Annotated in this window: 16 protein-coding genes; 6 read left to right on the top strand and 10 right to left on the bottom strand. The window is 72.4% G+C overall.

Annotation, left to right across the window (positions count from 1 at the left end):
- Positions 1-2 precede the first annotated feature (2 nt).
- The 5 genes from AB0J72_RS11115 to ppc all read right to left on the bottom strand — a co-directional run bounded on the left by AB0J72_RS11115 (position 3) and on the right by ppc (position 9,123).
- Positions 3-1,211, bottom strand: a complete 1,209-nt coding sequence (locus tag AB0J72_RS11115; protein ID WP_363397476.1) for a hypothetical protein — start codon at positions 1,209-1,211, stop codon at positions 3-5.
- A complete protein-coding gene (locus tag AB0J72_RS11110) occupies positions 1,208-2,581 on the bottom strand; it encodes a hypothetical protein (RefSeq protein ID WP_363397474.1) in 1,374 nt (457 codons plus the stop codon). Before AB0J72_RS11110 ends, AB0J72_RS11115 begins: the two co-directional genes overlap by 4 nt.
- A 143-nt stretch (positions 2,582-2,724) precedes the next feature.
- The gene (locus AB0J72_RS11105) at positions 2,725-4,566 is read right to left on the bottom strand and encodes a GNVR domain-containing protein (protein WP_363397471.1); all 1,842 of its coding nucleotides are present in this window, start codon (positions 4,564-4,566) and stop codon (positions 2,725-2,727) included.
- Positions 4,567-4,669: 103 nt separating this feature from the next.
- Positions 4,670-6,211, bottom strand: coding sequence for an adenylyl-sulfate kinase (gene cysC / locus AB0J72_RS11100; protein WP_363397615.1), 1,542 nt, complete (start codon positions 6,209-6,211; stop codon positions 4,670-4,672).
- Between the two features lie 86 nt (positions 6,212-6,297).
- The gene (gene ppc, locus AB0J72_RS11095; RefSeq protein ID WP_363397468.1) at positions 6,298-9,123 is read right to left on the bottom strand and encodes a phosphoenolpyruvate carboxylase; all 2,826 of its coding nucleotides are present in this window, start codon (positions 9,121-9,123) and stop codon (positions 6,298-6,300) included.
- A 205-nt stretch (positions 9,124-9,328) separates the two neighbouring features.
- Between ppc and mfd the strand changes: the two genes are divergently transcribed.
- Positions 9,329-12,919, top strand: a complete 3,591-nt coding sequence (gene mfd / locus AB0J72_RS11090) for a transcription-repair coupling factor (protein ID WP_363397465.1) — start codon at positions 9,329-9,331, stop codon at positions 12,917-12,919.
- A 1,124-nt stretch (positions 12,920-14,043) separates the two neighbouring features.
- Here mfd and AB0J72_RS11085 read toward each other — a convergent pair.
- A complete protein-coding gene (locus AB0J72_RS11085) occupies positions 14,044-14,859 on the bottom strand; it encodes a WecB/TagA/CpsF family glycosyltransferase (RefSeq protein ID WP_363397462.1) in 816 nt (271 codons plus the stop codon).
- A 79-nt stretch (positions 14,860-14,938) separates the two neighbouring features.
- On the opposite strand from AB0J72_RS11085, the gene AB0J72_RS11080 reads away from it, so the two are divergent.
- Positions 14,939-15,862 carry a sulfotransferase gene (locus AB0J72_RS11080; RefSeq protein WP_344501759.1) on the top strand — a complete coding sequence of 308 codons (924 nt, stop codon included), beginning with the start codon at positions 14,939-14,941 and terminating at the stop codon, positions 15,860-15,862.
- Positions 15,859-16,785: a glycosyltransferase gene (locus AB0J72_RS11075; protein WP_360557983.1), complete on the top strand. Its 927-nt coding sequence runs from the start codon at positions 15,859-15,861 to the stop codon at positions 16,783-16,785. Before AB0J72_RS11080 ends, AB0J72_RS11075 begins: the two co-directional genes overlap by 4 nt.
- Positions 16,786-17,635: 850 nt before the next feature.
- On the opposite strand, the gene AB0J72_RS11070 is transcribed toward AB0J72_RS11075, so the two are convergent.
- Both AB0J72_RS11070 and AB0J72_RS11065 read right to left on the bottom strand, forming a co-directional pair.
- Entirely contained in the window at positions 17,636-18,853 is a 1,218-nt protein-coding gene (locus AB0J72_RS11070; protein ID WP_363397458.1) for an NADP-dependent isocitrate dehydrogenase, read from the bottom strand.
- 64 nt (positions 18,854-18,917) lie between these two features.
- Positions 18,918-19,331, bottom strand: coding sequence for a hypothetical protein (locus tag AB0J72_RS11065; RefSeq protein ID WP_363397455.1), 414 nt, complete (start codon positions 19,329-19,331; stop codon positions 18,918-18,920).
- A gap of 89 nt (positions 19,332-19,420) precedes the next feature.
- On the opposite strand from AB0J72_RS11065, the gene AB0J72_RS11060 reads away from it, so the two are divergent.
- From AB0J72_RS11060 to AB0J72_RS11050, 3 genes are all read left to right on the top strand, one after another.
- Entirely contained in the window at positions 19,421-19,966 is a 546-nt protein-coding gene (locus AB0J72_RS11060) for a CGNR zinc finger domain-containing protein (protein WP_363397452.1), read from the top strand.
- A 20-nt stretch (positions 19,967-19,986) separates the two neighbouring features.
- A complete protein-coding gene (locus tag AB0J72_RS11055) occupies positions 19,987-21,552 on the top strand; it encodes a PQQ-binding-like beta-propeller repeat protein (RefSeq protein WP_363397449.1) in 1,566 nt (521 codons plus the stop codon).
- Positions 21,553-22,967: 1,415 nt separating this feature from the next.
- Complete coding sequence (locus AB0J72_RS11050) at positions 22,968-23,672, top strand: tat pathway signal sequence (protein ID WP_363397446.1); 705 nt, start codon at positions 22,968-22,970, stop codon at positions 23,670-23,672.
- A 48-nt stretch (positions 23,673-23,720) separates the two neighbouring features.
- Here the strand turns inward: AB0J72_RS11050 and purH are convergent, their stop codons facing one another.
- Together purH and purN are read right to left on the bottom strand one after the other, a co-directional pair.
- Positions 23,721-25,253, bottom strand: a complete 1,533-nt coding sequence (gene purH / locus AB0J72_RS11045; RefSeq protein WP_363397443.1) for a bifunctional phosphoribosylaminoimidazolecarboxamide formyltransferase/IMP cyclohydrolase — start codon at positions 25,251-25,253, stop codon at positions 23,721-23,723.
- Positions 25,246-25,857, bottom strand: coding sequence for a phosphoribosylglycinamide formyltransferase (gene purN, locus AB0J72_RS11040; RefSeq protein ID WP_344501767.1), 612 nt, complete (start codon positions 25,855-25,857; stop codon positions 25,246-25,248). The genes purH and purN overlap by 8 nt, the downstream gene beginning before the upstream one ends.
- Between the last annotated feature and the right edge of the window lie 133 nt (positions 25,858-25,990).

Raw genomic sequence — 25,990 nt, 5'->3', positions numbered from 1 at the left:
GGTTACAGAGCCTCCACTCGCGCGACGAGAACGGGCAGCAGCCAGCTGCCGAGCACGCCCAGCCGGGCGCCGGCCTCCGCCTGCCGGTCGGTGACGTACCGGGTGGCCAGGTCGATGAGGTAGAGCAGGGTGGTCACCTCGACCGCCTGGCGGTGCACCACGCCGAACGGCAGCAGCAGCTCGGGCGCGGCGTCGATGAGGTCGTTGACGCACCTGTCCGGCGACGGGGACCGGCCGATGTCGAGCTGCAGCGCGTGGTGCAGCGCGTCGTAGCCGATCGGGACCCCGGGGGTGAAGCGTTCCCAGTCCCAGACCAGGATCGTGTCGGCGAGGCTGGCCATGTTCCACGGGGACCAGTCGCCGTGCCAGGAGCCGTAGGTGAGCTGGACGCCGCCGGCGGCGCGGGCGATCCGCTCGGCGGCGGCCCGCAGCGCGCCGCCCTCAGTGTGGCCGCTGATCGCGTCGAGCCGGGCCCGCAGCCGGGTCCAGTAGCCGCTGTCGTCGAGGCGGCCGCGGCGGGTGCCGCAGCAGGCGGCGACCTCGCCCATCGCCCTGGCGAGCCGGGGCGCGGTCAGCGGGACCCTGGGCCGCCACACCGGCAGCGCCGACTGCACGAGGACCTCGTGCTCGCCCCACTGTCCGATGTGGATCGCGTCGGGCACCCGCAGCGCCTTGAGCCCGGCGGTCGACACGGCGGCCAGGGCGTTGCCCTCGGCCTTGACCAGGGTGCGGGTCAGCGCCGACGTGCCGAGCTTCGCGAACGCCATGGTGGCGCCGGACTCGGTGAGCAGCTGGAGCACCGGCTTGCGGTTGGCCCGCGCCGGTCCGATGTGGACGCTGAGCCGCACGTCGGCGCCGAGGGCCCGGCGCAGGTACGTGTCGATGGTGTCGGCGCCAGGCGTGATCCGCAGCCGGTCGCGCAGCAGCACCGACGACGCGCCGGTGCGCAGGGCGGCGACGACCGCGTCGCGCTTGAGCTTCGCCATCCGGGACTGCGGCTCGGCGTAGCGGCGCACGGCGGCGGCGGCGAGGCGGCGGTCGTCGGCGGGCACGAGCAGCCGCGGCTTGCGGGCGTTCGGCACGACCAGGTACTCCACGACCCCGGATCCCTGCCCCGGGTACAGCAGGGCGAGGACCTCCTCGATGTACTGCGCGCGCAGCTGCTCGTCGTCGACCTGCAGCGCGGCCGGGGCGGTCTTCACTGGGCTCATCGGCTCTCCAAACGGTTGCGCCACAGGACGGCATACGCGAGGAAGGTCAACGCCAGCGGGGTGACGAGCGCGTTGTACCAGAACATCGCGGCGAAGCTGGACACGATCGCGGCGGACGCGGCGAGGCCGGCGGGGGTCGCGTCGCGCCGGAAGCGCCACAGGCCGACCACGAAGAACCCCAGGTAGGTGCCGGTGCCGAGCAGCCCGTGCGCGAAGAGGAGCTGCCACAGCTGGCCGTTGCCGCCGATGGTGAAGTTGCCGCAGCGCTCGCAGCCGTCGCTCTCCCCGACGGCGATCGAGTTGCGGCCGCCGATGGTGTTGCGGGTGGATCCGAAGCCGATCAGCGGCGACTCCGCCACCCCGCCGACGGCCTTCTCCGTGGTGTACATGCGGACCCCGTTGGACTTGCCGTCCTCGAGCCGGGCGCTGACGACGTCGCCCAGCGGCGTGGTGGCGACGGCGACCACGACGGCGATGCCGGCGACGCCGACCAGGCCGAGGGCGGCGAGGCGGCCGCGCAGTGCCAGGCGCACCGACACGTACAGCGCCATGACGCCCAGGCCGATCCACAGCCCGCGGTTGAGCGAGTAGACGATCGGCGCCATCGCCGCGAGGAGGACGACCGCGGTGAACGTCTTGACCTTCCTGCTCCTGGTCAGGGACCAGCCGGCGACGAGCATCCAGCCGATGAGGAGGCAGACGTTGTTGCCCCAGGTGTTGGTGTACCCCCAGGGAGCGCCGGGGCGCGGGGTCTCCCCGCCGAGCAGGTTCATGATCTGCGCGGCGGTCGGGTGGACCAGCGACTGGATGAAGCTGTTCTCGCGCAGGTGGTGCGGCAGCAGCAGCTCCAGCGGCGCGGTGAACTCGAACGTGGGCGCGGCCATGCCGAGCAGCCCGCCGGCGACGGTGATGACGAAGAGCCACGCGAGCAGCCGGACGAACCGCTGCTGCGGCAGCTCCCGGCGGCCGACGTTGCCGGCGTAGATCAGGATCACGGTCAGCGCCGCGTAGCCGCCGAGGCGGTACGTGTAGGAGACCAGCCGGCTGGCGGCGGTGCCCGGCACGGTGCCGGCCGGGTCGGCACCGAGGCTGAACAGCCCCAGCGCGACCACGGCGAGGAACAGCAGCCACAGCAGGAACCCGGGCGGCAGCTTGACGAGCTGCCCCGACGCGCGGTGCCGCAGCAGCGACACCAGCATCGGCACGGCGACCAGGAAGAAGATCAGGGTGCCGAGGCCCAGCGCCCACCACAGCGGGTACAGCAGGAGCAGGCCGGTCACGGGCCAGGCGGGCAGCCGGTGCGCCCGTTTCAGCAGGCCGGTCGCCGGTGCCGCCGCCTGCGGTAAGGGATGGTTCGCGAGGGCGGTCATCCCGCCACCTCCGCTTCGCTCCGGCGTCGGCCTGCCCTGAACCTGCTACATGATTCGCTCGCAAGCTCACTCACCCGCCACCTCCGCTTCGCTCCGGCGTCGGCCTGCCCTGAACCTGCTACATGATTCGCTCGCAAGCTCACTCATCGGCGCTTGTCGGCGCCGTTCTCACCCGCGGTCTCGGCGTTGACGCGGGTCACCGAGATGGTGCGGGTCTGCCGCTTCGGCACGCTCGGCGACGCCTGCGTGACCTTCGGCGCCGTCGCGGTGGCGGTGCCGCCGGCGGGCCCGGCGGGCGCGGCGGGCGCCGTGCGGATCCGCTTCGGGGCCACCGGCTCCTCGGTCTCCTTCGGCGGCAGCTTCTCCAGGACGGCGGTCATGTCGTCGGCGACGGTGACCTCCTGCGCGTCGCGCTCCTCGCCGCCGCGGGTGACGGCCAGGCGCGGCAGGACGACCGCGCCGAGCAGCGGCGTGCCGACCCGGCGCAGCTGGTCGGCGGCGTCGGCGACCTCGGTGTTGCGGGTGCGCCGCAGCTCGACCGCGACGATCGCGGCGTCGGCGAGGCTGGCGAGGCTCTGCGCGTCGGCGCTGGTCGACGTCGAGGGTGCCTCGACGACCACGTACGCGGCCCGCTCCCGCAGCGTCGCGAGAGTGTCCCGCAGCGCCTGCGACTGCAGCAGCCCGCCGGCGCTGGCGGTGCCGCCGGTGGTGACGACGCTGAGGTTGGGGTGCCGCGGCGCGCGCTGGGTGGCGCTGCTCAGGGAGAACCGGCCGGCGAGCACGTCGGACAGGCCCGGCACGGACCGCACGCCGAGCATCTTGTTGACGCTGGCGGTGTCGACGAGGCTGTCGGGGAGGTGGGCGCAGACGAGGACCGTTTCGGCGCCCGTACGGGCGAAGGCGGCCGCGAGGTTGGCGGCGACGACGGTCGACGCGGCGCCGCGGCTGGCCCCGGCCACGACGACGACCTGCCCGGCGAGGGCGACCCGGGCGTCGGCACCCAGCGGCGCGGGGACGCTGGCGAGGACCTCGTTGCGGAGCCGGTTGAAGATGCGGCCGCCGGCGCCGAACGGCGCGAACACGTCGTCGAGGCGCGGCTTGACCCGGCCGGGGACGGCGGCGAGGACCGTGACGTCGACCCGGCGGGGCAGGTCGGAGGGGCGGCGGACGCGCTGGTCGAGCCGCTCGCGCAGCAGGGCCGCGCCGACGCCGAGCAGCAGGCCGAGCATGGCGCCGCTGGCGAGGTTGAGCAGCCGGTTGGGCTTCACCGGGCGGGACGGCAACTCCGCGTCGCGGGTGATCTTGCCGGCGTTGACGGTCGTGGTCAGCAGCTGGTTGAGCTGGCCGGCGAGGGTGTTGATCTGCGACGTGGCGGTGGTGCGCTGGCTCTCCAGGTTGGGCCGGTTGGGGTCGGTCGGGCGGAGGTTGGCGAGCCGGTTGTTGATCTGCAGCAGGTTGGCGTTGAGCTGGTTGAGCTTGTCCTGCAGGATCGCGATCCGGCCGGCGACCTCGGTCTTCGCGCTCTCCTCGCGGTTGCGCAGGTACGCCTCGGCGAACGCGTGGGAGCCGGCCTGCGCGATCCGGGCGTCGCTGGAGGAGTAGGTGATGACCAGGAACGTGGTGTTCGGCGGGACCTCGACGCGGACCTTGCGGGCCAGCTCGTCCGGCGTCTCCGCGGCGCGCATCAGCTCGCGGGCGCCGGCTGCCACCGTCGTCGAGGTCACCAGCTGCGCCTCGTTGTCGAGGTTGATGTCGCCCTTGGTGCGGCCGCTGGTGGAGTTCGCGTCCTGCCCGTTGCCGAGCGGCGAGACGAGGACGGACGTGGCGGACTCGTACACCTTCGTCTGCATGCCGGTGAACTGCACCGCGCCGAGGAGACCGGCGCCGACCAGCAGGAGCACCAGCCACCAATGGCGCCGGGCCATGCCGAGCAGGTCGACGCCCGGAGAGTCGATTTCGGCGGAAAGCTGGCGGTTGGCGTCCATGAAGCGGCGGCCCCTTCGGCGTCAGGTTCTCCAGGGGCTAACGCTTCCGGGACGTTCGGCGTAATGGGCTGATGTGCCCGCTTTTACGTCTTTTCCGTCTCTTTTACGGAATAGGGCGTGGGTCCAGCCAGCCGTTGTTGCCGAGGTAGCGCAGGACGGTGGTGACCGCCTCGCCGTACGACAGCCCGGTCGTGTCGATCGTCAACTCGGCGTCGACCGGTGTCTCGTACGGGTCGTCGATCCCCGTCATGCCCTTGATCAGGCCGGCCCGCGCCTTCGCGTAGAGCCCTTTTCGGTCGCGCCGCTCGCACTCGGCGAGCGGCGTCGACACATGGACCAACACGAAACCGGCCCCGGCGTTACGGGCGAACTCCCGAGCCGCCGCGCGGCCGTCGTGGTACGGCGCGATCGGGCAGCAGATCGCCACCCCGCCGTGCCGGCCCACCTCGGCGGCGACCCAGCCGATCCGCTTGATGTTCGTGTCGCGGTCCGCGGCGGAGAACGTGAGGCCGGCCGACAGGTGCCGGCGCACGATGTCGCCGTCGAGCAGGGTGATGGTGCGCTCCCCCGTCTCCTGCAGCGCGTCGGCGACGCCGGTCGCCATCGTCGACTTGCCGGAGCCGGACAGGCCGGTGAAGAACACGACCAGCCCCCGCTGCCGGCGCGGCGGGCGGTCCCGGGTCAGCTCGCGGGCGACCGCCGGCGGGGTGTGCCACTCTGGCAGGATCGTGCCCCGGTCGAGGTGGTCGTCGATCTCCGCGGTGGTCAGCGGCAGCCTGCGGTGCTTCGGCGGGATGTCGTCGAGCGAGCGCCACTGCCCGTCGCGGCCGTCGTACGCGAGCTCCCGGGGCACGAGGACCCGCAGGCCGCCGCCGGACAGCATCGAGTCGCTGGACGCGAGCAGGTGGGTGACGCCGTACGCGGCGGCGACCCGGGTGCGCAGCATGGCCGCGCGGATGTCGTCGCCGCCGTAGTGCGGCAGCGGCAGCGTCACGATCGTGGACGGGGGCATCCGGTCGCGGGCCGCCAGGACGCAGCGGACCAGCGCCTCCGGGGCCAGGCCGTCGGGGCCCGGGCTGCCGACCGGCACCAGCACGAGCAGGTGTGCCGCGAGGGTACGGGCGGCGCGCGCGATCTGGGCCAGCTGCGGCCGGTGCAGCGGGCGGTCCGCGATGACCCCGAGGACCCGGCCCTGCGGCAGCACGCCGCGCACCTCCGCGGGCGTCCTGCGCATGCGGCGGAACGGCCCGTGGCCGCCGTCACCGAGCCGCTTGACCGTGCCGGCGGCGCCCCAGCCCTGCCGCGTCGGGTACACCTCGGCGGTGTTCATCGCGGCGATCGGGGCGCCCTCGAGGTCGGCGAGGATCAGCACCCGGCGCGTCGGGTCGGCGACGTCCAGCTGGCCGATCAGGCCCGGCGGCACCTCCAGCGTCACCGGCACCGGCCAGGCCGTCCCGTCGGCGAGCCGGCCGTTGCGGCGCAGCGACGTCAGGTCGGCCGAGCCGAGGAAGCCGGTCAGCGGCCGGTACGCGCCCGACAGCAGCAGCTCGAGGTCGGCGATCTCCGACGGCTTGGGCGTGTAGGTCGGGGCGTCCCGGAGGACCTCGTCCGGCAACGACCATTCCTCGGCAGGCCAACCGTTCACAGACACGCGTGACAGTCTGTCAGTTTCCCGCGCTTTTCTCCCAGCGGGGCCCGTCGCTCATGCGACGGGCCCTTTTCGCGATGCGCTCAGCCCGTGTTGCGCATGCCCGCGGCGATGCCGTTGACCGTGGTGAGCAGGGCGCGCTCCAGGGCCGGGTCCGGCGAGGACTTCCGGCCGCCGCCCCAGACGCCGCTGTCGGCGGCCTTGCTCGCCCGGTACTGCGCCAGGAGCGACACCTGCAGGTGGTGCAGGGGCTGCAGGTAGCTGTCGCGGACGCCGAGCGTGCGGTCCAGCACCGGCTGCCGCTCCAGCAGCGACGACTCGCCCGTGATCGCGAGGACCTCGGCGACGGTCTTGTCGTACTCCGCGCGGATGACGTCGAAGACCGGCTTGAGCGGGTCGGGCACCAGCGAGTCGACGTAGCGCGAGGCGATCTCCAGGTCCGTCTTGGCCAGCATCATCTCGACGTTGGACAGGAACGTGCCGAAGAAGTGCCACTTCTCGTGCATCTCGCGCAGCACGTCGCCCAGGCCGGCCACGCGGGCCGCCTCCAGGCCGCTGCCGACGCCGAACCAGCCGGGCACGATCTGCCGCGACTGCGTCCAGCCGAACACCCACGGGATCGCCCGCAGGCCGCCGAGGCCGGCGTCGGCGTTCGGCCGCTTCGCCGGGCGGGAGCCGATGTTGAGCGCGCCGAGCAGCTCCGTCGGCGTCGCCGCCCAGAAGTACGCCGGCAGGTCCGGGTTCTCGACCAGCCCGCGGTAGTTGGCGAACGCGGCCGTCGACACCGTCTCCATCGCCGCGTCCCAGCGGGCGAGCGCCTCGGCGGGCTGCCGCGGCTCGGTGTGCAGCAGGGCGCTCTGCAGCACGGCGGCGAGCGTGAGCTCCAGGTTCTCCCTGGCGAGGGCCGGCAGCGTGTACTTGTCGGAGATGACCTCGCCCTGCTCGGTGACCTTGATCGCGCCGTCGAGCGTGCCCCACGGCTGGGCCAGGATCGCCTCGTGGGTCGGGCCGCCGCCGCGGCCGACGGTGCCGCCGCGGCCGTGGAAGAGCCGCAGCCGCACCCCGTGGCGGGAGGCGACGTCACGCAGCTGCCGCTGCGCCTTGTGGATCATCCACTGGGACGTGGTGATGCCCGCGTCCTTGTTGGAGTCGGAGTAGCCGAGCATGACCTCCTGGACGTCACCCCGGGCGCGCACGATCGCGCGGTACACCGGGATCGACAGCAGATCGTCCAGCAGCTCGCCGGCCATCTCCAGCTCGCGCGCCTGCTCCAGCAGCGGCGCGAAGCCGATCCGGGCCCGTGCCGACTCCATCGACGCCCCGCCGAACCCCGCCCCGGCGCTGACCTCGACCAGGCCCCACTCGCGGGCGAGGACGACCGCGGCGAGCACGTCGTCGATGCCCTGCGTCATCGAGATGATGTACGTCTCGACGACCTCCGGGCCGAACCGCTCCTGCACCTCGCGGATCGCGGCGAACACGTCGAACGTCTTGCGGGCGGTGTCGGTCAGCCCGGTGTCGCGGGTGGCGAGCGGGCGGCGGCCGTTGAGCTCGTCGATCAGCAGCTGGCGGCGGGCGTCCCGGTCGAGCGTGGCGTAGTCGACCTCGCCGACCCGCCGGTACAGCTGGGCGAGCACCTCGTGGTGGGCGTCGGCGTGCTCGCGCACGTCGAGCGTCGCCAGCTGCAGGCCGAACGCGGACAGCGTGCGGATCGCCGAGGCGAGCTTGCCGGTCGCGGCGAGCTGGCCGCCGTTGCGCGCCAGGGACGCCCGCATCAGCTCCAGGTCGGCGATGAGCTCGCCGGTGCCGAGGTAGTCGCGGCCCGGCTTGTGCGGCGTGCCGGTGGCCAGCCGCGTGCGGGTGTGCTGGAGCTTCAGCCGGATGCAGCGCAGCTTCAGCCGGTAGGACTCCTCCAGGTTGACCCGCCGGTAGCGGGCCGGCAGCTCCGGCAGGTTGTCCAGGTCGGCGGCGAGGCTCGCGGACAGGTCCAGCGACACCCCGCGCAGGCGCTTGGAGACCGAGATCTCGTCGATGAGGCCGTCGATGACGCCCTCGGCGGCGCGGATGCCGTACTCGTGCTGGATCAGCAGGACGTCGCGGGTGACGGCCGGGGTGACGAACGGGTTGCCGTCCCGGTCGCCGCCGATCCACGAGCCGAAGCTCAGCGGGCGGGCGGTCGGGGGCAGCTGCACCCCGAGGTCCTTGAGCGTGTCGTAGAGGTCGTCGAGCACCTGCGGGGCGGCGCCGCCGGCCAGGTCGGCGAGGTAGTAGACCGCGTTGCGGGCCTCGTCGCTCGGCTCGGGCCGCTCCAGCCGCAGCTCGTCGGTCTGCCACAGCAGGTCGAGCAGCTCCGCCAGGCGGCGGTCGGTGCGGGCGGTGCGGGTCTTGTCCGGCTCCAGCGAGCCGTCCAGCGCGGTCGCGACCGCCTCGGCGTCCAGCTCGTCGCCGACGGCCCGCAGCTTCGTCAGGATCGAGCGCCGGGCCGCCTCGGTCGGGTGGGCGGTGAAGACCGGCCGCACCGCGAGCTTCGAGGCGATCGAGCCGATCTCCTTCACCCCGACGCCACGGTCGGCGATCAGCTTCGCGGCGCGCTCCAGCCAGCCGCCCTCACGGACGCGGATGCGGCGCAGCTCGCGGGCCCGGTGCACCTGCTCGGTGATGTTGGCCAGGTGGAAGTAGGTGGAGAACGCCCTGGCCAGCTGCGTGCCGGCGACCACGTCGAGGCCGCTCAGCCGCTCGGCGGCGGCCTCCGGGTCGGACCGGACGAGCGCGCGGACCTCTTCGACGAGGTCGAGCAGCTGCTGGCCGTCCTGCCGGACGAGGCTCTGCCCGAGCAGCGAGCCGAGGCGGCGGATGTCGGCGCGCAGCGCGGCGTCAGCGTCGCTGGTCGCGGGTGCCTCTGCAGACATGCTGGATCCCTCCGGACGAGACGGCTGGGACGGCGCTGTCCGTTTTCACCGGCATCGTATCGGCTACTGCGACGCACCGTGCCATTCCGGTGAGTCAGGTCTCAACGCTCTTTTGTCATACCCCGGGGATAGGCTGGGTACCGCTCGACACACCCCCGTCCTTCCTGGGCGCCGGGGTTCTTTGCTGTGCAGATGGGTTGCTCCAATGCCAAGACTGGCCGGTCTCACCTCCGCCGCACTGTCGGACCCAGCGCTCGCCCGTGCCCGTGACCTGGCCCGGGGTGGTCACAGCGACCAGGTCGACCTGACCGCGCCGCCGGCGCTGCGCACCTTCGTGACGGCGGTCGTGGCGGCGGAGCGCCCCGTCCTCGCGGTCACCGCCACCGGCCGGGAGGCCGAGGACCTGGCCGCCGCGCTCGGCTGCCTGCTCGACCCCGCCGACGTGGTCGTCTACCCGGCCTGGGAGACCCTGCCGCACGAGCGCCTCTCCCCCCGCTCCGACACGGTCGGGCGGCGGCTCGCCGTGCTCCGGCGGCTCGCCCACCCCACCCCTTCCTCTGGGCTGCCGCGGGTCGTCGTGGCCCCGGTCCGTTCGGTGCTCCAGCCGCAGCTCAAGGGGCTCGGCGACCTGGAGCCCATCGAGCTGGCCCCCGGCGGATCCGCCGACCTCGACGACCTCGTGGCACGGCTGGCGCACCTGGCGTACGCGCGGGTCGACCTGGTCACCAAGCGCGGCGAGTTCGCGGTCCGCGGCGGGATCCTCGACGTGTTCCCCCCGACTGAGGAGCACCCGCTGCGGGTGGAGTTCTGGGGTGACGAGGTCGAGGAGATCCGCTCGTTCGCGGTCGCCGACCAGCGCACGATCGCCGCGGTCGACCGGCTGTGGGCGCCGCCGTGCCGGGAGCTGCTGCTCACCGACGAGGTCCGGGCCCGGGCCGCGGCGCTGTCCACCGACCACCCGCAGCTGGCGGAGCTGCTGGACAAGCTCGCCGGCGGCATCCCCGTCGAGGGCATGGAGTCCCTGGCGCCCGCGCTGCTCGGCGACACCGACTCCCTCGAGCTGGTCCTGCACACCATGCCCGCCGGCACGCACGTGCTGCTGTGCGACCCCGAGCGGATCCGCACCCGCGCGCACGACCTGGTCCGCACCAGCGAGGAGTTCCTGGAGGCGAGCTGGGCCGCCGCCGCGGTCGGCGGGAAGGCGCCGATCGACCTGGGCGCGGCCGCGTTCAAGAGCCTGGCCGAGGTGCGGGCGGCGGCCGCGTCGCTCGGTCTGCCGTGGTGGTCGCTGAGCGCCTTCTCGCTCGCTCCTTCCGCTGATCATCTGGTTGACGAGCCCTGGCGCGCCGGCGAGGACGCTCCTGTCGTCGTCTCCGACGACGCCATCTCGATCACCCTGCCGGCGCAGCCCGCGCCGCTCTATCACGGTGAGACCGCTCGGGTCGTCGACGACCTGAAGCGGCTCGCCGGTGACGGATGGCGGCTGGCGCTGGTCTTCGAAGGCTCCGGCCCCGCCCAGCGTGCCGTCGAGGTGCTGCGCGACGCCGGCCTGGGCGTGGTGCTGGTCGACGGCATCGCCTCGGTCCCCGACCCTGGCGTCATCACCGTCACCACCGGCTCGCTGGGCAACGGTTACCTGGACGAGGGCGCCCGGCTGGCGATCATCACCGGCACCGACATCTCCGGCGGCCGGGGCGCGTCCACCAAGGACATGCGCAAGATGCCTTCGCGGCGGCGCAACCAGATCGACCCTCTCGAGCTGCGCACCGGCGACTACGTGGTGCACGAGCAGCACGGCATCGGCCGCTACATCGAGATGGTGCAGCGCACCGTCAACGGCGCCGACCGGGAGTATCTGGTCCTGGAGTATGCCGCCACCAAGCGCGGCCAGCCCGGCGACCGGCTCTTCGTGCCCACCGACCAGCTCGACCAGCTGTCGCGCTATGTCGGCGGCGAGACGCCCGCCCTGCACAAGATGGGCGGCTCCGAGTGGCAGAAGGCCAAGTCGCGGGCCCGCAAGGCGGTCCGGGAGATCGCCGCGCAGCTCATCCAGCTGTATGCCGTCCGGCAGAATTCGCAGGGCCACGCGTTCGGGGCCGACACGCCCTGGCAGCGGGAGCTGGAGGACGCGTTCCCCTATCAGGAGACGCCCGACCAGCTCGCCGCGATCGAAGAGGTCAAGGGCGACATGGAGAAGCCGACCCCGATGGACCGGCTGATCTGCGGCGACGTCGGCTACGGCAAGACCGAGATCGCGGTCCGGGCCGCGTTCAAGGCCGTGCAGGACGGCAAGCAGGTCGCCGTGCTCGTGCCCACGACGCTGCTCGCGCAGCAGCACTTCAACACGTTCTCCGAGCGGGTCTCCCAGTTCCCGGTCGAGGTGCGGCAGCTGTCGCGCTTCCAGACCCCGACCGAGACCAAGCTGACCATGGAGAAGGTCACCGACGGCACCGTCGACATCGTCATCGGCACCCACCGGCTGCTGCAGACCGCGACCCGGTTCAAGCAGCTCGGGCTGGTCATCGTCGACGAGGAGCAGCGCTTCGGCGTCGAGCACAAGGAGTTCCTGAAGCAGCTGCGGGCCTCCGTCGACGTGCTCACCATGTCGGCCACCCCGATCCCCCGCACCCTGGAGATGGCGATCACCGGCATCCGCGAGATGTCGACGATCGCAACCCCGCCCGAGGAGCGGCACCCGGTCCTCACGTTCGTCGGCGCGCAGGACGACAAGCAGGTCTCCGCCGCCATCCACCGCGAGCTGCTCCGCGACGGCCAGGTCTTCTACCTGCACAACCGGGTCGAGTCGATCGACCGCGCGGCCCGCAAGCTGCGCGAGCTCGTGCCCGAGGCGCGCATCGCGGTGGCGCACGGCCAGATGACCGAGGACGCCCTCGAGAAGATCATGGTCGGCTTCTGGGAGAAGGAGTACGACGTCCTCGTCTGCACCACGATCGTGGAGAGCGGCATCGACATCCCCAACGCCAACACCCTCATCGTCGAGCGCGCCGACCTGCTCGGCCTCTCCCAGCTGCACCAGATCCGCGGCCGCGTCGGCCGTGGCCGCGAGCGCGCCTACGCGTACTTCCTGTATCCGCCGGACAAGCCGCTGACCGAGCACGCCCACGAGCGGCTCGCCACCATCGCGCAGCACACCGAGCTCGGCGCCGGCATGTATGTCGCGATGAAGGACCTCGAGATCCGCGGCGCCGGCAACCTCCTCGGCGGCGAGCAGTCCGGCCACATCGAGGGCGTCGGCTTCGACCTGTACGTGCGCATGGTCGGCGAGGCCGTCCAGCAGTTCAAGGGCGAGCGTCCCGAGGAGGAGGAGCCCGACGTCAAGATCGACCTGCCGGTCGACGCCCACCTGCCGCTGGAGTACATCTCCGCCGAGCGCCTCCGCCTGGAGATCTACCGCAAGATCGCCGGCGCCAAGGACGGCGCCGCCCTCGACGAGATCGTCGCCGAGATGAAGGACCGCTATGGCGAGCCGCCGCTGCCGGTCGCGAACCTCCTCGCGGTCGCGCGGTTCCGGTTCCTCGCCCGCACCTACGGCCTGACGGACGTGTCGCTGCAGGGCAAGCACGTGCGCTTCGGCCCGCTCCAGCTGGCCGACTCGAAGCAGCTGCGACTCAAGCGCCTCTACCCGGAGTCGGTCTACAAGTCCGCCGCCGACACCGTCTCCCTGCCCCGCCCCTCCACCCGCCGCATCGGCGGCGAGCCCATGCGCGACACCCAGCTGCTCGACTGGGCCGCCGAACTCCTCAAAACCGTCCTCGGCGACCCGGTCCCCGCCTGATCGCCGCCCTCTCAGCGGACCGGGGACGGTGGGCCAGGCAGTCGCCGACACCGTCCCCCTCCCCCGCCGCACCGCCGGGGGAGCCCACGCACGACACCCAGCCGCTCGACCGGGCCGCCGAACTGCTCAAGACCGTCCTCGGCGACCCGGTCCCCGCCTGATCGCCGCCCTCTCAGCGGACCGGGGACGGCGGGTCAGTCAGTCGCCGACACCGTCCCCCTCCCCCGCCGCACCGCCGGGGGAGCCCACGCACGACACCCAGCCACTCGACTGGGCCGCCGAACTGCTCAAGACCATCCTCGGCGACCCGGTCCCCACCTGCGGCTGCCCATGGGCCGCGCGCGGTTCAGGCGCGGTGGGCAGGGCGGTGGGTCAGTCCGTCGCCGGCCACCCCTCCGCCTCCCCCACCCCATCGACGGCGAGCCATGCGCAACACCCAGCCGCCCGACCGGACCGCACCTGAGCACGGACGCCACGCTGCTCAGGCACGTGGGCCGGGCCGGTGAGTCAGGCAGTCGCCAACACCGCCCCCTCCACCCACCGCATCGACGGCGAGCCATACGCGACACCCAGCCGCTCGACGGAGGCGCATCTGAGCATGGAGGGCAGCGCGAGTCAGGGACGGTGGGCGGGCGGTGGGTCAGGCGATCGCCGACACCCTCCCCCACCGCCACATCGGCGGCGAGCCCCATGCGCGACACCTAGCTGCTCGACCGGGCCGCGCCTGAGCACGGAGGGCCACGCAGGTCAGGCGTGTTGGTCAGGTGGTCACCGACACCCTTCCCACCCCTCCACCTCCGCCGCATCGACGGCGAGCCATGCACGACACCCAGCCGTTCGACCGGGCCGCACCTGAGCACGGAGGGCCACGCAGGCCAGGCGGTCGCCGACACCGCCCCCTCCCCACCCCTCCACCCGCGCCGCATCGACGGTGAGCCATGCGCGACACCCAGCCGCTCGACTGGGCCACGTCTGAGCATGGAAGGCCACGCAGGTCAGGCGCGTGGATCAGGCGGTCGCCGACATCCTCCCCTCCCCCTCCACCCGCGCCGCATCGACGGCGAGCTATGCGTGGCACCCAGCCGTTCGACCGGGGCGCGGCGGAGCATGGAGGGCTGCGGGGGTCAGGCGCGGTGGGCGGGGCGGTGGGTCAGGCGGTGGTGCAGTGAGCGGGCGAGGAGGGTGGCGGCGAACGGGGCGTCCTCGCGCAGGTAGCGGCGGGCCAGGCGGCGGGGCTCGCGGGCCAGGCGGTCGAGCCACTCCAGGCCGGCCTTCTGCATCGCCGGGTTCGCGCGCTGGATGTCGCCGGCCACGAAGTTGACGGCCGCGCCGCAGCCCAGGAACCACGTGTGGGGCAGGGCGGCCCGGAGGCGGCGGATGAGGTGCTCCTGACGGGGGAAGCCGATGCCGACGTACACCATCCGGGGGTCGGCGGCGACGACCGCGTCGCACACCTCGGCGAGCGTGGCCGGGTCCTTGTCGAAGCCGAACGGCGGGCAGAGCGTGCCGGCGATCCGCAGGCCCGGGAAGGTGTCGGCGAGGACCAGGGCGGCCCGGTGCGCGCCGTCGTCCTCGCCGAGGTCGCCGGGGGCGCCGCCGAGGATGAAGACGCCGTGGTCGTCGGCAGCGAGCGCGCGGGACAGCGACCAGATGAGGTCGGAGCCGGTGACGCGGGCGGGGAGGTTCCAGCCGGCGAGGCGGGCCGCCCAGACCAGTGGCGTGCCGTCGGCGACGACCAGGTCCGCCTCCCGGAGCTGGGCGCGCAGCTGCGGGTCGCGGGACACGTGGCGCAGGATGTCGACGTTCGGCGTGACGATCCAGCCGCCCTCGCCGCGGGCCAGCGCCGACCGTACGTGCGAGACGACCTCGGCCTCGGTCAACGGGTCCACGGAGAGGCCGCCGAGAGGGACCCGCCGCCAGCGTGCTCTGGTGTGCAGCATCGTTCATCCGTAATTCGTCGTTAGAGGTAACAGATGCCAGCACAGCTGGCATATCTACCAAAACGACCAAGGAGGACGGTTGGTACGCGTTCTGTTCCTCGGCGGGCTCGGGCGCAGCGGGACCACCCTGCTGGAGCGCCTGCTCGGCGAGCTGCCCGGCGTGTGCCCGCTCGGCGAGGTCGTCCACCTGTGGGAACGCGACGTCGCCGGCGACGAGCGCTGCGCCTGCGGGGCACACTTCTCGTCCTGCGACTTCTGGCAGGCGGTCGGGGAGAAGGCGTTCGGCGGCTGGCAGCAGGTCGACGTGTGGCGGGTGCTCGCGCTGCGGCACGCGGTGGAGCGGACCCGGCACATTCCGCGATTGGCCAGTGTACGGATGAGCCCCTCCCACCGGCTGCTCGTCGAGGAGTACGCGGACTGGTACGCGCGGCTGTACGAGGCGGCGGCGGTCGTCTCCGGGGCCCAGGTGCTCGTCGACTCCTCGAAGCACGCGGCGCTGGCGTACTGCCTGCGGTTCGCGCCGAGCATCGACCTGCGGGTCGTGCACGTGGTGCGGGACAGCCGCGGCGTCGCGTACTCCTGGACGAAGAAGGTGCGGCGGCCCGAGACCGACGGCGCCGAGGAGATGACCCGCTACTCGCCCAGCCGGTCGGCCCTGCTGTGGAACGCGCACAACACCGCGCTCTCGGTGCTGCACCGCTGTGGCGTACCGGTGATGCGCGTCCGGTACGAGTCACTGCTGGACTCCCCGGCGACGGTACTGTCGGAAATTTCGGACTTCGCCGATCTCGCGGGAGGCGGGATGGACTTCCTGCACGGCGGCACCGCCGAGCTCGGGCCGTGCCACAGCGCCGCCGGCAACCCGATGCGGTTCACCGTCGGCCCCGTCCCACTGCGTCGCGACGACGCCTGGCGCACCGCACTGCCGGGGCGGCAGCGACGGGTGGTCAGCGCACTCACCGCGCCGCTGCTCGGCATGTACGGCTACCGGGGGGCCCGATGAACACCACCGGTCACTGGCCCAGCGTGGGCGTGGTCGTACCGACGCGAAACCGCCCTGAACTGCTCGCCCGCGCCGTCGAGGGCATCGTCGCCCAGGACTACCCGGGACCCGTGCGCACCATCGTGGTGTTCGACCAGCACGACCCCGACGCCGGCCTGTGCCGCGGCGGCGACCGCCCGCTCGACGTGCTGCCCAACCTGCGCAAGCCCGGCCTCGCCGGCGCCCGCAACACCGGCATCGTCGCCCTGGACACGGATCTCGTCGCGTTCTGCGACGACGACGACGCCTGGACCCCGACGAAGCTGCGCCGGCAGGTGCACGCGCTGCAGCAGCGCCCGCAGGCGGAGTTCTGCACGGCGGCGATCGAGGTCGAGTTCGGCGACCGCCTCACCCCCCGCCTGGCGGGCGCGTCCCTCGTCGGCCTCGACGACCTGATCCGGTCGCGGATGTCGATGCTGCACTCCTCGACGTTCCTGGTGCGCCGCTTCGTCTTCGCCGAGGACGAGATGGGCCTCGTCGCCGAGGACGCCCCCGGCAGCCAGAACGAGGACTGGGACCTGCTCCTGCGCGCCGCCAAGCGCGGCGAGATCGTCCACGTCGACGAGCCCCTCGTCCGCGTCCTGTGGGGCCGCACGTCGATGTTCGCCTACGAGTACGCCACCAAGATGGCCTCCCTGCGCTGGATGATGACCCGCCACCCGGAGATCGCCGGCTCCGGCACCGGCGCCGGCCGCGTCTACGGCCAGCTCGCCTGCTGGTCCGCCGCCTCCGGCAACCGCCGCGACGCCTGGCTCTGGACCAAGGCCGCCATGCGCTCCAACTGGCGCGAACCCCGCGCCGCCATCGCCCTGGCCGCCGTCACCGGCGTGGTCAAGGTCGAAAGCGTCCTGGGCGCCCTCCACCGCCGCGGCCACGGCATCTGACCCCACGCGCCCCCGGCTCGCCCGCACCCCTGACGCCCGCACCCCTGACGCTCGCACCCCTGACGCTCGCACCCCGGGCGAGCCAAGCCGCCGCCCGGGCAGCCCTCTTGCCATCTGCCCGCACAACACCTGGCACCACCATGGCGGAACCCCACGACGCGGCACAGCCGCCATCCGCCTAGCAATTCCAGGCGCCCCGACGCCGATGGCTCCAACGACACATCGACGACAGCGACCCGCCATTGCGCTCAGTCTCGAACAGGCGCCACAGAACTCGGGTCACCGACCCAGACATCTCCGACGAACGAGAACGCACGAGACGCCGCCCGGCTCGCCCCACTCGGACTACTCACACCGCCGCCCACCACGCTGCGGCGGCGTCCCTCACCACGGGCGGCACCACGCGGGATTCCGGCCCGACTCGGCGCACCCCCACAGCCCACACCGCTCAATCACCGCACTCCGGCGGCGGCAGTTCCTCGACACGCGGACGGCGGGCCCGGCTCGACACACTCGGACGGCTCACACCGCGGACGGCACCACGCGGGATTTCCGGTCCGACTCAACGCACATTCACAGCCCACACTGCTCGTCACCGCACTCCTGCGGCGGCAGTCCTCACCGCGCAGTCCTCACCGCGCAGTCCTCACCGCGCGGGCGGCGCGCGCGGGCGGCTGGTGTGGCTCGGCGCGCGCGGGCGGGTCGCGCCGCTGGTCACCGCGCTACGGCGGTGGTCTTTCTCTGTCAGCGCCACGGCGGCTGGGTCGTCGACGACGCGATCCGTTGGTGGTGCGGGCAGCCGGAGTGTCCATGGCAGGACACCCCGGCCGGCCCGTCGTGGTCGTGCTGATCAGCCAGCGAGGCGCTTCGCGAGGTTCTGGTCGAGCGCGTTCATGAACTCGTCGGTGGTGAGCCACGGGGCGTCGCGGGAGATGAGCAGCGCGAGGTCCTTGGTCATCTGGCCGGCCTCGACGGTGTCGACGCAGACCTGCTCCAGGGTGTTCGCGAACGCGGTGACCTCGGGCGTGCCGTCGACCTTGCCACGGTGGGCGAGGCCGCGCGTCCAGGCGAAGATGGACGCGATCGGGTTGGTCGAGGTCTTCTCGCCCTTCTGCCACTGGCGGTAGTGCCGGGTGACGGTGCCGTGGGCGGCCTCGGCCTCGACGGTCTTGCCGTCGGGGGTCATGAGGACGCTGGTCATGAGGCCGAGCGACCCGAAGCCCTGCGCGACGGTGTCGGACTGGACGTCACCGTCGTAGTTCTTGCAGGCCCAGACGAAGCCACCCTCCCACTTCAGGGCGGCGGCGACCATGTCGTCGATGAGGCGGTGCTCGTACGTGATACCGGCCGCCGCGAACTCGCCCTTGAACTCGGTCTCGAAGACCTCGGCGAAGAGGTCCTTGAACCGGCCGTCGTAGGCCTTGAGGATCGTGTTCTTGGTCGAGAGGTAGACCGGGTAGCCGCGGTCGAGACCGTAGCGCAGCGAGGCGCGGGCGAAGTCGCGGATGGAGTCGTCGAAGTTGTACATGCCCATGGCGACACCGCCGCCGGGGAACTTGGCGACCTCGAACTCGATCGGCGCGCCGCCGTCCTCGGGGGTGTAGGTCACGGTGACCTTGCCGGGGCCGGGCACGACGAAGTCGGTCGCCTTGTACTGGTCGCCGTGGGCGTGACGGCCGATGATGATCGGCTTGGTCCAGCCCGGGACGAGCCGCGGGACGTTGGACATGATGATCGGCTCACGGAAGACGACGCCGCCGAGGATGTTGCGGATGGTGCCGTTCGGCGACCGCCACATCTTCTTGAGCTTGAACTCCTCGACCCGGGCCTCGTCGGGGGTGATCGTCGCGCACTTGACGCCGACGCCGTGCTCCTTGATGGCGTTGGCCGCGTCGATCGTGACCTGGTCGTCGGTCTGGTCGCGGTACTCGATCGACAGGTCGTAGTACTTCAGGTCGACGTCGAGGTACGGCAGGATCAGCTGCTCGCGGATCTGCTTCCAGATGATGCGGGTCATCTCGTCGCCGTCGAGCTCGACGACAGGGTTGTTTACCTTGATCTTCGCCATCGGCCGGGCGCTCCTCTCGCGGGCTTGCTTCGCTTAGCAGTACGAGCGTACTGCATCGAGCGGATCACGAGCCGAGGACCCCGACCCCCAGGCTGAGCACGCCCGCCGCGAGCGACAACGCGCCGATCCAGACCATCACGATGGCCTTGTTCGGCGCAGTACGCCCCCTGCCTGCCGACGCCGCGAAGAACCCGCCCGACATGAGGATGGCGGCGGCCAGCACACCGACCCGGGAAATCCAGCCGAGGACCCCGTCGATGCGGGCCAGGTCGGCATAGAGGATGCCCACGAGCCCGAGGGTGACCAGGACGCCGGCGTGGGCGTGCCCGGCGCGGGCGAAGGCCTGCTGGAACGGTGTCATCGGCACGTCGCCCCGGACGATCTTGGTCAGGAACCAGCCGCCGACCTCGATCGTCACGATCGACAGCAGGGCGATGCCAGCCAGGATGCGGCCGGCGTCGGTGAATTCGAACTGCATCGCGCCTCTCCCCGTCACTGCCAAGTTAAGCTATGCCAGTGACGTTAGCTGGGATGGGCATCACTGGTCAAGGCGAGATAGACAGTTACGTGCTGAAGCACGTCGAACTGTGTCTGGACCTGGTCAACGACCTCACGGTGACGCCGCGACAAGGTCGCCACCTCGGCGTGGACCAGCGGATCGGCGATGCGTTCACCGACCTGGCCGAGAGCGAGCGGTGGCAGAAGTTCCCGCTGGCCGGCGCCGACGTCGACGTCCTGACCGAGGCCGCCGTCCGGCTGCGGGTCGCGGTGGACGCGTGCATCGCCGGCGACCTGCACAGCGCCGCCCGCGCGCTCAACGAGGTGCTCGCCGATCACGGCGCGGTGCCCAACCTGCACGGAGCCGCCGTCCTCGCCTTCCACGCCGCCGACGCCAACGTCGTCGACGCATGGGCCGCGGAGTCGGCCACCAGCCTGGCGTTTCTCGTCGGCACCCGGCAGACGCACCGGCTGGGCACGTGCGAGGCCGAGGCGTGCGACGCGTACTTCCTCGACGTCACCAAGAACACGTCGCGGCGGTTCTGCTCGCTCGCGTGCCAGAACCGGGCGAAGTCCGCCGCGTACCGCCAGAAGCGCCGCGTGAAATTGTCGTAGGTACCCGGCATCCTGTTCCCGTGAACCCCGTGATTCGCGGCGCAGGCCTCCTGGCGATCGCCCTCGGCACCATCGCCGTCGTCGCCGGCCTCGTGCTGCCCTGGACCATCGCCGGCAGCCGCCACCCCGACCTGGTGACGGTCGCCGGCATCGTGTTCCTCGGGCCGCTGATCAGCGGGCTGTGCCTCGCCTACACGCGGGCGGAGCCACGCCGCTTCCGCCTGACCGCGGCCGTCGCGGCCGTCGCCGGGCTGGCCGCGACCCTGGTCGCTGTCGGCCTCGCCAGGCTGGTCGAGCCGAGCGCGGGCGTCGGGCTCGGCGGCCCTGTCACGGTCGCGGGCGCTGCCGCGGTCGCCCTCGGCTGGGTGCTGCTCACGGCCTCCGGGCCCGGTGCGTTGCCGTCTGCCACCCGGCCGTGGCTCGCGATTGTCGCAGCGGGTGTCGTACTGGTGATCGTGGCCGGATTCGGCGTCGACTATGCCCGCGAGGGTCGTTTCGTCGACTCGACCACGGCCGGCGACCCGCCCCCGGCCGGCGGCGACCAGACCTGGCCGCTGCCATATGTCGGGGTGCAGCTCGTCGGCGTCCACGACCAGCTGGCGATCGTGCGGGCCGAGGACGGCGTGCGGGCCGTGTGGTTGTCCAGCGGCGCTGTTGCCTGGCGCTACCTGCGCTCCGACCTGCCGACCCAGACCGCCGGTTTAGTGGACGGCACGGTCGTCGTGGTCTTCGGCACCGACGACGGCGTTCTCGTCGCGGCACTGGATGCCGGCAGCGGTCAGGTGCGCTTCTCCGGCCGGTACACCTCGGGGAAGATGGCATCCGTCCACGGCGCGGGCAAGACCGTCGTGCTCGCCGGCGCCGGCATCGGCGCGGGTGACCTGCTCGCCATCGACGCGACCACGGGCACGCTCCTGTGGCGGTGGACCCCCGCGCGCAACGGCGGCCCCTGCGACGTCACCGACCTCGCCACCACCGCCGAGACGGTCGCGATCGCCCTGCGCTGCCGCGCCCAGGGCGTCGACGACGTCGCCGTCGGCCTCACCGCCACCACCGGCGCGGAGCGCTGGTCCTGGCACACGGTCCAGCGCAGCGCCACCGAGCTGCGCGTCCATGCCGTCGGCGACGGCTTCGTCACCATCACCGGCAGCTCCCCGCGCCGCGCCGTCTTCATGGACGCCGTCACCGGCACCGTCGGCACCCGCCACGACCCCGCCGGCGCCTTAGCCGTCGCCACGCCCTCCGGCCTGCTCCTGTACGCCGAGCCCAGCGGCGAACGCGCCCACCTCACCGCCGTCGACCCTCACACCGGCACCGTCAAGTGGGACGTCGGCCTGCCGGGCCTCGGCTCCCACCAGCCCCTGACCGCCACCACCACCGCCGACAAGGCGTATGTCGTCTGGCGCGCCCCGGACGGCCGCCTCCGGCTGATCGGCGCCCGCACCACCGACGGCAGCGCCACCGAGGACCGCACCATCACCTGCCCCACCCGCTGCCCCGAGGTCTCCGTCGCCGCCACCCCCACCCACGCCGTCGTCACCACCAGGGAGGACAAGGCCACCGAGCTGTACCTGAGCGTCACCTGACCCCGCCGCACCCCGCGGACAGCCGCACACCGCCCCGCCCGCAGCCCGACGTCCACCGCCGCCGGGCCGCATCGCCGAGGTGCAGCGGCCCGTCCCGGCCGGCGTGCAGCGGATCGGTTCCGCATCGCCCGAAACGAGCGGGCCGCCCCACCCGACGGACGGCGGGCGGACCGTGTGGCGGGCAGCGGGCGAGGCGCGTGCGGGCAGCTTGGCGGGGCAGCGGGCGGACCGTGCGGCGGGCAGCTTGGCGGACCATGTGGCGGGCAGCTTGGCAGGGCCGCATCGCCCGAAACGAAGCGGACCGACCCACCCGACGGACAGCGGACGAGCCGCGTGGCAGGCTGCGGACGAGCCGCGTGGCGGGCAGCGGGCGAGGCACGTGGCGGGCAGCGGACGAGCCGCGAGGCATGCAACGGCGCAGCGCACATCGCCTGAGGTGAAGCGGGCCACCCACCCGGCGGGCAGCAGGCCCGTTACCCCCGGGTCGGCGGGCAGCGGGCGCCCCGGGTCGCGGGCAGCGGGCAGCAGGCGGGCCGCGTGGCGTGCAACGGCCCAGCGCACATCGGCTGAACAAAGCGGGGCGCCCACCCGGGCGGGCAGCGGGCCGTCCTGGTCGGCGGGCAGCTATCTGCTCAACCCCCGACAGGCCGGGCCTGCATCGCTCAGCAGACGACCGGTCAGCCGCCGGGGCGGGCGGCAATCGGCCGGGCCGGCAGGCGATTGCTCAGCCCGCTTGGCAGGCGGCATGGCGCCGGTTGACAGAGTGCGCAGGGTTGGTGGGCTTGTCCGGCGAGCCCAGCAGGCTGGCCCATGAGCACGCGCTGGACCCCGACGACGGCAAGCGGCTCGGCACCGTCCTGCGAACAGCGACTCGGCAGCTCGGCGAACGGCAATACGGCACTGTCCTGCCGGCAAGCCCGCCACGACCGGTAAGTAACGGCCCGGCTCGCCCGGTTGGCCGCTGCGGCTCATGTGCGAGCGGCGGCGGTTGCTGGTCTGAGGGCATGTCTGCTCAGAGGACGTTTTGCCGCCGCCATCGCGAAACGGGCTTCTCCCCGGGGTTCAGAAAGAGTGGTGTTCGGCGAGGGCCTTGACCGGATGCGGGGGCTCGTCCTTGATGGCGGCCGTGGTGGCCTTGCCGACGAGCAGCGTTGCCGGCGTGGGTTGATCCTGCCGCTAGAGTTCCGGGGGTGTCCGTCCGGCGGTGGCTTGTTCCTCTCCTCACTATCTTTGCCCTTGCGGCGTGCGGAAGCGACAAAGCACCGCAGAACGCCAGCCAAGCGCCGGCGAGCGAAAGCGTCAGCGCAGGCGCGGCAGAGGCCGGTGTCGGGGCGCGGCAGGCGAGTGGGAGCGCGAGCGCCAGCCCCACGGCGAAGGCGAGCGCTGGCAGCAGAGAGGCCAGCGCCGCTGCGTTCGTGAAGCAGCAGCCGGGCACGTTCGGTGTCGTGATCCGCGACCGGCAGACCGGCGCGGTGTGGAAGGCGGGCAACACGACGGCCACCACCTGGACCGCGTCGACGATCAAGCTGGCGATCGCCACCGACCTGCTCGAGCGGCACCGGCAGGGTGCGATCACGCTGGACGGCACGGACCGGGCCAACCTCGACAAGGCGCTGATCAGCTCCGACAACGATGCCGCGACCGCGCTGTGGAACCGCTATGACGGGGCGGGGATGCTCGGGCGCTTCCAGCAGAAGTTCGGCATGCGCACCCTGAGTGTGGTCCCGGGGTACGACACGTTCTGGCGGAACCTGCGGTGCAGCGCCGACGATCTGCAGGCGCTCATGGGGTACGTGCTGGAGAAGCTCGACCCGGCGGACCGCGCGTATCTCACGAAGACGCTGCGCAACGTGGCGAGCAGCCAGCGCTGGGGCGTGTGGGCGGCCGGCAGCGCCCTCAACCCCGGCAACAAGGACGGCTGGGCGCAGAAGCCGGTCAACGGCAGGACCGTCTGGGTGACGCACACCGTCGGGTTCGCGGGCGCCGGGGAGCGGTACGTCGTGGCCGCCATGTACGAGCAGGGCGCGAGCGGCACCCTCGGCAAGGGCGCCCATGCGGTGAGCGACGCGGTGGCGACGTACTTCGGCGCACCGGTACCGGCGAAGATCACGACGCCATGAGCAACGGGCCCGGCAGAAAGGCCGGGCCCGCAAAACCGCAAACAGTGCTCAGTGGAAGAAGTGCCGCGTCCCGGTGAGGTACATCGTGACCCCGGCGGCGCGGGCGGCCTCGATGACCTCCTCGTCGCGGATCGAACCGCCCGGCTGCACGATGGCGGTGATGCCCGCCTCGATCAGCCCCTGCGGCCCGTCGGCGAACGGGAAGAACGCGTCGGAGGCGGCGACGGAGCCGGCGGCCCGGTCACCGGCGCGGGAGACGGCGAGGCGCACGGAGTCGACCCGGTTGACCTGGCCCATGCCGACGCCGACGGTCGCGCCGCCGGAGGCGAGCAGGATCGCGTTGGACTTGACGGCCCGCACGGCCCGCCAGGCGAACTCGAGGTCCCGCTTGACCTCGGGCGAGGCCTCGGAGCCGGTGACCAGCGTCCAGTTGGCGGGGTCGTCGCCGGGCGCGTCGACGCGGTCGGCGGCCTGCACGAGGACACCGCCGGAGATCTGGCGGGACTCGACGGGGACGGGCGTCCAGGCGGGAGCGCGCAGGACCCGCAGGTTCTTCTTGGCGGTGAGGACCTCGACGGCGCCTTCCTCGTACGCCGGAGCCACCACGACCTCGGTGAAGATCTCGCTGATCTGCTTCGCCAGGTCGATGGTGACGGGCGCGTTGACCGCGATCACCCCGCCGAACGCGCTGACCGGGTCGCACGCGTGCGCCTTGCGGTGGGCCTCGGCGACGTCGGCGCCGATCGCGATGCCGCACGGGTTGGCGTGCTTGATGATCGCGACGCACGGCTCGGTGAAGTCGTGCGCGGCGCGCCAGGCGGCGTCGGCGTCGACGTAGTTGTTGTAGGACATCTCCTTGCCGCCGAGCTGCTCGGCCTGCGCGAGACCGGGCGCGGCGGCCGGGTCCACGTAGAGCGTGGCGCTCTGGTGCGGGTTCTCGCCGTACCGCAGCGTCGCCGAACGACGCAGCGCCGTGCCCGAAAAGTCCGAACTGTCCCGCGCGAACCACGAGGCCACCGCGACGTCGTACTCGGCGATGTGCGCAAAGGCGACACCCGCCAACGAACGTCGCTCCTCAAGCGTGAAGCCGCCCTCCGACAAAGCGGACACGACGGCGGCATACGACGAAGGGGACGTCACCACGGCAACGGACGGGAAGTTCTTCGCCGCCGCCCGCACCATCGCCGGCCCGCCGATGTCGATCTGCTCCACGCACTCGTCGTCCGACGCGCCCGACGCGACGGTGTCGGTGAACGGGTACAGGTTGGAGACGAGCAGCTCGAACGGCTCGATCGACAGCTCGGCGAGCTGCGCGGCGTGCGACTCCAGCCGCAGGTCGGCAAGCAGCCCGGCGTGCACCCGCGGGTGGAGGGTCTTGACCCTGCCGTCGAGCGTCTCCGGGAACCCGGTGAGCTGCTCGACCTTGGTGACCGGCAGGCCGGCCGCCTCGATGCGGGCCGCTGTCGAGCCGGTGGAGACGAGCTCGACGCCGGCGCCGGCGAGGGCGCGCGCGAGGTCCTCCAGCCCGGTCTTGTCGTAGACGCTGATGAGCGCGCGCCTGATGGGACGGCGGTTAGCCACGACCCAACCTGACCTTTCGTTCGTTGACGGTCCAGCCTTCGCGGGCCATCCGGCCGACGGTGTCGACCAGCTGGCGGCGCTCGGCCACCTTGATCCGCTCGAGGAGGGTCTCCTCGGTGTCGTCGTCGAGGACGGGCACCGCGACCTGCGCGATGATCGCCCCGGTGTCGACGCCGCTGTCGACGAAGTGCAGCGTGGCACCGGCGAGCTTCACCCCGTAGGCGAGCGCGTCACGCGGCCCGTGCATGCCCGGAAACGCCGGGAGCAGCGCATTGTGCGTATTCACGTACCGGCCCTCGAACGAGGCGAGGAACCGCGGCCCGACCAGCTTCATGAATCCGGCCGAGACGATCAGGTCGGGGGCGAACCCGGCGCACGACGCCGTCAGGAACGCGTCCCACTCGTCCCGGGTGGGAAACGACGGCACGGCCGCCACGAAGGTCGGCACCTCGTGCTTGGCGGCCCTGGCCAGACCCTCGATGTCGGGCCGGTCCGCCCCGACGGCCACGACGGTGGCACCGTAGGAAGGGTCCGCGGAAGCATCGAGGAGCGCCTGCAGATTGGAGCCGGAGCCGGACACGAGCACGACAAGCCGAACGGTCACCGTGAAACTCTACCGACCGGGTCGGCCCTGCTCAGCGTCGGGCCGGGTGACATATAGCGATGAAAGCCGCAAGTTGCCGATGTTCCACCGTTTTGCCACTGCGAAGATTTGAACCTGGCCAGTACGCTGCCGA

It is taken from the genome of Dactylosporangium sp. NPDC049742, from assembly GCF_040674675.1.
Lineage (GTDB): Bacteria > Actinomycetota > Actinomycetes > Mycobacteriales > Micromonosporaceae > Dactylosporangium > Dactylosporangium maewongense.
Note: the sequence above shows the minus strand (reverse complement) of the source record. Positions and strands in the feature narration are given on the sequence as shown.

What these genes read in the sequence shown, in the direction of transcription:
- AB0J72_RS11115 (WP_363397476.1), bottom strand. Translation starts at nt 1,211, where the DNA reads ATGAGCCCAGTGAAGACCGCCCCGGCCGCGCTGCAGGTCGACGACGAG.
- AB0J72_RS11110 (WP_363397474.1), bottom strand. Translation starts at nt 2,581, where the DNA reads ATGACCGCCCTCGCGAACCATCCCTTACCGCAGGCGGCGGCACCGGCG.
- AB0J72_RS11105 (WP_363397471.1), bottom strand. Translation starts at nt 4,566, where the DNA reads ATGGACGCCAACCGCCAGCTTTCCGCCGAAATCGACTCTCCGGGCGTC.
- ppc (WP_363397468.1), bottom strand. Translation starts at nt 9,123, where the DNA reads ATGTCTGCAGAGGCACCCGCGACCAGCGACGCTGACGCCGCGCTGCGC.
- mfd (WP_363397465.1), top strand. Translation starts at nt 9,329, where the DNA reads ATGCCAAGACTGGCCGGTCTCACCTCCGCCGCACTGTCGGACCCAGCG.
- AB0J72_RS11085 (WP_363397462.1), bottom strand. Translation starts at nt 14,859, where the DNA reads ATGCTGCACACCAGAGCACGCTGGCGGCGGGTCCCTCTCGGCGGCCTC.
- AB0J72_RS11075 (WP_360557983.1), top strand. Translation starts at nt 15,859, where the DNA reads ATGAACACCACCGGTCACTGGCCCAGCGTGGGCGTGGTCGTACCGACG.
- AB0J72_RS11070 (WP_363397458.1), bottom strand. Translation starts at nt 18,853, where the DNA reads ATGGCGAAGATCAAGGTAAACAACCCTGTCGTCGAGCTCGACGGCGAC.
- AB0J72_RS11065 (WP_363397455.1), bottom strand. Translation starts at nt 19,331, where the DNA reads ATGCAGTTCGAATTCACCGACGCCGGCCGCATCCTGGCTGGCATCGCC.